Raw genomic sequence first — 5,513 nt, 5'->3', positions numbered from 1 at the left:
GGTCAGTGGTATCGTTATGCGCCTTCGTATGTTTCTCCTGCTTATCACCTTCTTGAAGGCTTCCCATTCATTCAGGAACCGCCTTCTGGTGATTTGCAAGAACGCGTACTTATTCGCCACCATGATTATGACCAGTGTTTCCAGTCCGTTCAGTTGTTGCAGTGGAATAGTCAGGTTAAATTTAATGTGACCGTTTATCGCAATCTGCCGACCACTCGCGATTCAATCATGACTTCGTGATAAAAGATTGAGTGTGAGGTTATAACGCCGAAGCGGTAAAAATTTTAATTTTTGCCGCTGAGGGGTTGACCAAGCGAAGCGCGGTAGGTTTTCTGCTTAGGAGTTTAATCATGTTTCAGACTTTTATTTCTCGCCATAATTCAAACTTTTTTTCTGATAAGCTGGTTCTCACTTCTGTTACTCCAGCTTCTTCGGCACCTGTTTTACAGACACCTAAAGCTACATCGTCAACGTTATATTTTGATAGTTTGACGGTTAATGCTGGTAATGGTGGTTTTCTTCATTGCATTCAGATGGATACATCTGTCAACGCCGCTAATCAGGTTGTTTCTGTTGGTGCTGATATTGCTTTTGATGCCGACCCTAAATTTTTTGCCTGTTTGGTTCGCTTTGAGTCTTCTTCGGTTCCGACTACCCTCCCGACTGCCTATGATGTTTATCCTTTGGATGGTCGCCATGATGGTGGTTATTATACCGTCAAGGACTGTGTGACTATTGACGTCCTTCCCCGTACGCCGGGCAATAATGTTTATGTTGGTTTCATGGTTTGGTCTAACTTTACCGCTACTAAATGCCGCGGATTGGTTTCGCTGAATCAGGTTATTAAAGAGATTATTTGTCTCCAGCCACTTAAGTGAGGTGATTTATGTTTGGTGCTATTGCTGGCGGTATTGCTTCTGCTCTTGCTGGTGGCGCCATGTCTAAATTGTTTGGAGGCGGTCAAAAAGCCGCCTCCGGTGGCATTCAAGGTGATGTGCTTGCTACCGATAACAATACTGTAGGCATGGGTGATGCTGGTATTAAATCTGCCATTCAAGGCTCTAATGTTCCTAACCCTGATGAGGCCGTCCCTAGTTTTGTTTCTGGTGCTATGGCTAAAGCTGGTAAAGGACTTCTTGAAGGTACGTTGCAGGCTGGCACTTCTGCCGTTTCTGATAAGTTGCTTGATTTGGTTGGACTTGGTGGCAAGTCTGCCGCTGATAAAGGAAAGGATACTCGTGATTATCTTGCTGCTGCATTTCCTGAGCTTAATGCTTGGGAGCGTGCTGGTGCTGATGCTTCCTCTGCTGGTATGGTTGACGCCGGATTTGAGAATCAAAAAGAGCTTACTAAAATGCAACTGGACAATCAGAAAGAGATTGCCGAGATGCAAAATGAGACTCAAAAAGAGATTGCTGGCATTCAGTCGGCGACTTCACGCCAGAATACGAAAGACCAGGTATATGCACAAAATGAGATGCTTGCTTATCAACAGAAGGAGTCTACTGCTCGCGTTGCGTCTATTATGGAAAACACCAATCTTTCCAAGCAACAGCAGGTTTCCGAGATTATGCGCCAAATGCTTACTCAAGCTCAAACGGCTGGTCAGTATTTTACCAATGACCAAATCAAAGAAATGACTCGCAAGGTTAGTGCTGAGGTTGACTTAGTTCATCAGCAAACGCAGAATCAGCGGTATGGCTCTTCTCATATTGGCGCTACTGCAAAGGATATTTCTAATGTCGTCACTGATGCTGCTTCTGGTGTGGTTGATATTTTTCATGGTATTGATAAAGCTGTTGCCGATACTTGGAACAATTTCTGGAAAGACGGTAAAGCTGATGGTATTGGCTCTAATTTGTCTAGGAAATAACCGTCAGGATTGACACCCTCCCAATTGTATGTTTTCATGCCTCCAAATCTTGGAGGCTTTTTTATGGTTCGTTCTTATTACCCTTCTGAATGTCACGCTGATTATTTTGACTTTGAGCGTATCGAGGCTCTTAAACCTGCTATTGAGGCTTGTGGCATTTCTACTCTTTCTCAATCCCCAATGCTTGGCTTCCATAAGCAGATGGATAACCGCATCAAGCTCTTGGAAGAGATTCTGTCTTTTCGTATGCAGGGCGTTGAGTTCGATAATGGTGATATGTATGTTGACGGCCATAAGGCTGCTTCTGACGTTCGTGATGAGTTTGTATCTGTTACTGAGAAGTTAATGGATGAATTGGCACAATGCTACAATGTGCTCCCCCAACTTGATATTAATAACACTATAGACCACCGCCCCGAAGGGGACGAAAAATGGTTTTTAGAGAACGAGAAGACGGTTACGCAGTTTTGCCGCAAGCTGGCTGCTGAACGCCCTCTTAAGGATATTCGCGATGAGTATAATTACCCCAAAAAGAAAGGTATTAAGGATGAGTGTTCAAGATTGCTGGAGGCCTCCACTATGAAATCGCGTAGAGGCTTTGCTATTCAGCGTTTGATGAATGCAATGCGACAGGCTCATGCTGATGGTTGGTTTATCGTTTTTGACACTCTCACGTTGGCTGACGACCGATTAGAGGCGTTTTATGATAATCCCAATGCTTTGCGTGACTATTTTCGTGATATTGGTCGTATGGTTCTTGCTGCCGAGGGTCGCAAGGCTAATGATTCACACGCCGACTGCTATCAGTATTTTTGTGTGCCTGAGTATGGTACAGCTAATGGCCGTCTTCATTTCCATGCGGTGCACTTTATGCGGACACTTCCTACAGGTAGCGTTGACCCTAATTTTGGTCGTCGGGTACGCAATCGCCGCCAGTTAAATAGCTTGCAAAATACGTGGCCTTATGGTTACAGTATGCCCATCGCAGTTCGCTACACGCAGGACGCTTTTTCACGTTCTGGTTGGTTGTGGCCTGTTGATGCTAAAGGTGAGCCGCTTAAAGCTACCAGTTATATGGCTGTTGGTTTCTATGTGGCTAAATACGTTAACAAAAAGTCAGATATGGACCTTGCTGCTAAAGGTCTAGGAGCTAAAGAATGGAACAACTCACTAAAAACCAAGCTGTCGCTACTTCCCAAGAAGCTGTTCAGAATCAGAATGAGCCGCAACTTCGGGATGAAAATGCTCACAATGACAAATCTGTCCACGGAGTGCTTAATCCAACTTACCAAGCTGGGTTACGACGCGACGCCGTTCAACCAGATATTGAAGCAGAACGCAAAAAGAGAGATGAGATTGAGGCTGGGAAAAGTTACTGTAGCCGACGTTTTGGCGGCGCAACCTGTGACGACAAATCTGCTCAAATTTATGCGCGCTTCGATAAAAATGATTGGCGTATCCAACCTGCAGAGTTTTATCGCTTCCATGACGCAGAAGTTAACACTTTCGGATATTTCTGATGAGTCGAAAAATTATCTTGATAAAGCAGGAATTACTACTGCTTGTTTACGAATTAAATCGAAGTGGACTGCTGGCGGAAAATGAGAAAATTCGACCTATCCTTGCGCAGCTCGAGAAGCTCTTACTTTGCGACCTTTCGCCATCAACTAACGATTCTGTCAAAAACTGACGCGTTGGATGAGGAGAAGTGGCTTAATATGCTTGGCACGTTCGTCAAGGACTGGTTTAGATATGAGTCACATTTTGTTCATGGTAGAGATTCTCTTGTTGACATTTTAAAAGAGCGTGGATTACTATCTGAGTCCGATGCTGTTCAACCACTAATAGGTAAGAAATCATGAGTCAAGTTACTGAACAATCCGTACGTTTCCAGACCGCTTTGGCCTCTATTAAGCTCATTCAGGCTTCTGCCGTTTTGGATTTAACCGAAGATGATTTCGATTTTCTGACGAGTAACAAAGTTTGGATTGCTACTGACCGCTCTCGTGCTCGTCGCTGCGTTGAGGCTTGCGTTTATGGTACGCTGGACTTTGTAGGATACCCTCGCTTTCCTGCTCCTGTTGAGTTTATTGCTGCCGTCATTGCTTATTATGTTCATCCCGTCAACATTCAAACGGCCTGTCTCATCATGGAAGGCGCTGAATTTACGGAAAACATTATTAATGGCGTCGAGCGTCCGGTTAAAGCCGCTGAATTGTTCGCGTTTACCTTGCGTGTACGCGCAGGAAACACTGACGTTCTTACTGACGCAGAAGAAAACGTGCGTCAAAAATTACGTGCAGAAGGAGTGATGTAATGTCTAAAGGTAAAAAACGTTCTGGCGCTCGCCCTGGTCGTCCGCAGCCGTTGCGAGGTACTAAAGGCAAGCGTAAAGGCGCTCGTCTTTGGTATGTAGGTGGTCAACAATTTTAATTGCAGGGGCTTCGGCCCCTTACTTGAGGATAAATTATGTCTAATATTCAAACTGGCGCCGAGCGTATGCCGCATGACCTTTCCCATCTTGGCTTCCTTGCTGGTCAGATTGGTCGTCTTATTACCATTTCAACTACTCCGGTTATCGCTGGCGACTCCTTCGAGATGGACGCCGTTGGCGCTCTCCGTCTTTCTCCATTGCGTCGTGGCCTTGCTATTGACTCTACTGTAGACATTTTTACTTTTTATGTCCCTCATCGTCACGTTTATGGTGAACAGTGGATTAAGTTCATGAAGGATGGTGTTAATGCCACTCCTCTCCCGACTGTTAACACTACTGGTTATATTGACCATGCCGCTTTTCTTGGCACGATTAACCCTGATACCAATAAAATCCCTAAGCATTTGTTTCAGGGTTATTTGAATATCTATAACAACTATTTTAAAGCGCCGTGGATGCCTGACCGTACCGAGGCTAACCCTAATGAGCTTAATCAAGATGATGCTCGTTATGGTTTCCGTTGCTGCCATCTCAAAAACATTTGGACTGCTCCGCTTCCTCCTGAGACTGAGCTTTCTCGCCAAATGACGACTTCTACCACATCTATTGACATTATGGGTCTGCAAGCTGCTTATGCTAATTTGCATACTGACCAAGAACGTGATTACTTCATGCAGCGTTACCATGATGTTATTTCTTCATTTGGAGGTAAAACCTCTTATGACGCTGACAACCGTCCTTTACTTGTCATGCGCTCTAATCTCTGGGCATCTGGCTATGATGTTGATGGAACTGACCAAACGTCGTTAGGCCAGTTTTCTGGTCGTGTTCAACAGACCTATAAACATTCTGTGCCGCGTTTCTTTGTTCCTGAGCATGGCACTATGTTTACTCTTGCGCTTGTTCGTTTTCCGCCTACTGCGACTAAAGAGATTCAGTACCTTAACGCTAAAGGTGCTTTGACTTATACCGATATTGCTGGCGACCCTGTTTTGTATGGCAACTTGCCGCCGCGTGAAATTTCTATGAAGGATGTTTTCCGTTCTGGTGATTCGTCTAAGAAGTTTAAGATTGCTGAGGGTCAGTGGTATCGTTATGCGCCTTCGTATGTTTCTCCTGCTTATCACCTTCTTGAAGGCTTCCCATTCATTCAGGAACCGCCTTCTGGTGATTTGCAAGAACGCGTACTTATTCGCCACCATGATT

Annotated in this window: 9 protein-coding genes; all 9 read left to right on the top strand. The window is 44.8% G+C overall.

The features are described 5' to 3' along the window. On the top strand, positions 1-240 hold a 240-nt coding region (locus PSA7680_RS19255; protein ID WP_085870101.1), incomplete at its 5' end, for a major capsid protein. Between the two features lie 110 nt (positions 241-350). Beyond that, on the top strand, positions 351-878 hold the full coding sequence (locus PSA7680_RS19250; protein WP_000487867.1) for a hypothetical protein: 528 nt from the start codon (positions 351-353) through the stop codon (positions 876-878). A gap of 8 nt (positions 879-886) precedes the next feature. Beyond that, complete coding sequence (locus PSA7680_RS19245) at positions 887-1,873, top strand: Minor spike protein (RefSeq protein ID WP_000466547.1); 987 nt, start codon at positions 887-889, stop codon at positions 1,871-1,873. 63 nt (positions 1,874-1,936) lie between these two features. Further along, positions 1,937-3,478 (top strand): replication endonuclease, encoded by a 1,542-nt coding sequence (locus tag PSA7680_RS19240; protein WP_000252566.1) that lies wholly within the window; start codon positions 1,937-1,939, stop codon positions 3,476-3,478. Next, positions 3,411-3,563, top strand: coding sequence for a hypothetical protein (locus tag PSA7680_RS19235; protein WP_435988044.1), 153 nt, complete (start codon positions 3,411-3,413; stop codon positions 3,561-3,563). The genes PSA7680_RS19240 and PSA7680_RS19235 overlap by 68 nt, the downstream gene beginning before the upstream one ends. Continuing rightward, positions 3,496-3,735, top strand: a complete 240-nt coding sequence (locus PSA7680_RS19230) for a phage DNA packaging protein C (RefSeq protein WP_016670801.1) — start codon at positions 3,496-3,498, stop codon at positions 3,733-3,735. The genes PSA7680_RS19235 and PSA7680_RS19230 overlap by 68 nt, the downstream gene beginning before the upstream one ends. Beyond that, complete coding sequence (locus PSA7680_RS19225) at positions 3,732-4,190, top strand: scaffolding protein D (protein ID WP_000084700.1); 459 nt, start codon at positions 3,732-3,734, stop codon at positions 4,188-4,190. The genes PSA7680_RS19230 and PSA7680_RS19225 overlap by 4 nt, the downstream gene beginning before the upstream one ends. Continuing rightward, on the top strand, positions 4,190-4,306 hold the full coding sequence (locus tag PSA7680_RS19220; RefSeq protein ID WP_000033471.1) for a phage DNA packaging protein J: 117 nt from the start codon (positions 4,190-4,192) through the stop codon (positions 4,304-4,306). The genes PSA7680_RS19225 and PSA7680_RS19220 overlap by 1 nt, the downstream gene beginning before the upstream one ends. Positions 4,307-4,342: 36 nt before the next feature. Beyond that, positions 4,343-5,513 (top strand): major capsid protein (locus PSA7680_RS19215; RefSeq protein WP_085870100.1); only part of this gene is annotated, 1,171 nt, incomplete at its 3' end.

This window comes from Pseudoruegeria aquimaris (genome assembly GCF_900172235.1).
GTDB lineage: Bacteria > Pseudomonadota > Alphaproteobacteria > Rhodobacterales > Rhodobacteraceae > Pseudoruegeria > Pseudoruegeria aquimaris.
This window is presented reverse-complemented; position numbering and strand designations above follow the sequence as displayed.

Excerpts from the sequence above, each read along its gene's own strand:
- PSA7680_RS19250 (WP_000487867.1), top strand. The coding sequence starts at position 351 with ATGTTTCAGACTTTTATTTCTCGCCATAATTCAAACTTTTTTTCTGAT.
- PSA7680_RS19245 (WP_000466547.1), top strand. The coding sequence starts at position 887 with ATGTTTGGTGCTATTGCTGGCGGTATTGCTTCTGCTCTTGCTGGTGGC.
- PSA7680_RS19240 (WP_000252566.1), top strand. The coding sequence starts at position 1,937 with ATGGTTCGTTCTTATTACCCTTCTGAATGTCACGCTGATTATTTTGAC.
- PSA7680_RS19225 (WP_000084700.1), top strand. The coding sequence starts at position 3,732 with ATGAGTCAAGTTACTGAACAATCCGTACGTTTCCAGACCGCTTTGGCC.
- PSA7680_RS19220 (WP_000033471.1), top strand. The coding sequence starts at position 4,190 with ATGTCTAAAGGTAAAAAACGTTCTGGCGCTCGCCCTGGTCGTCCGCAG.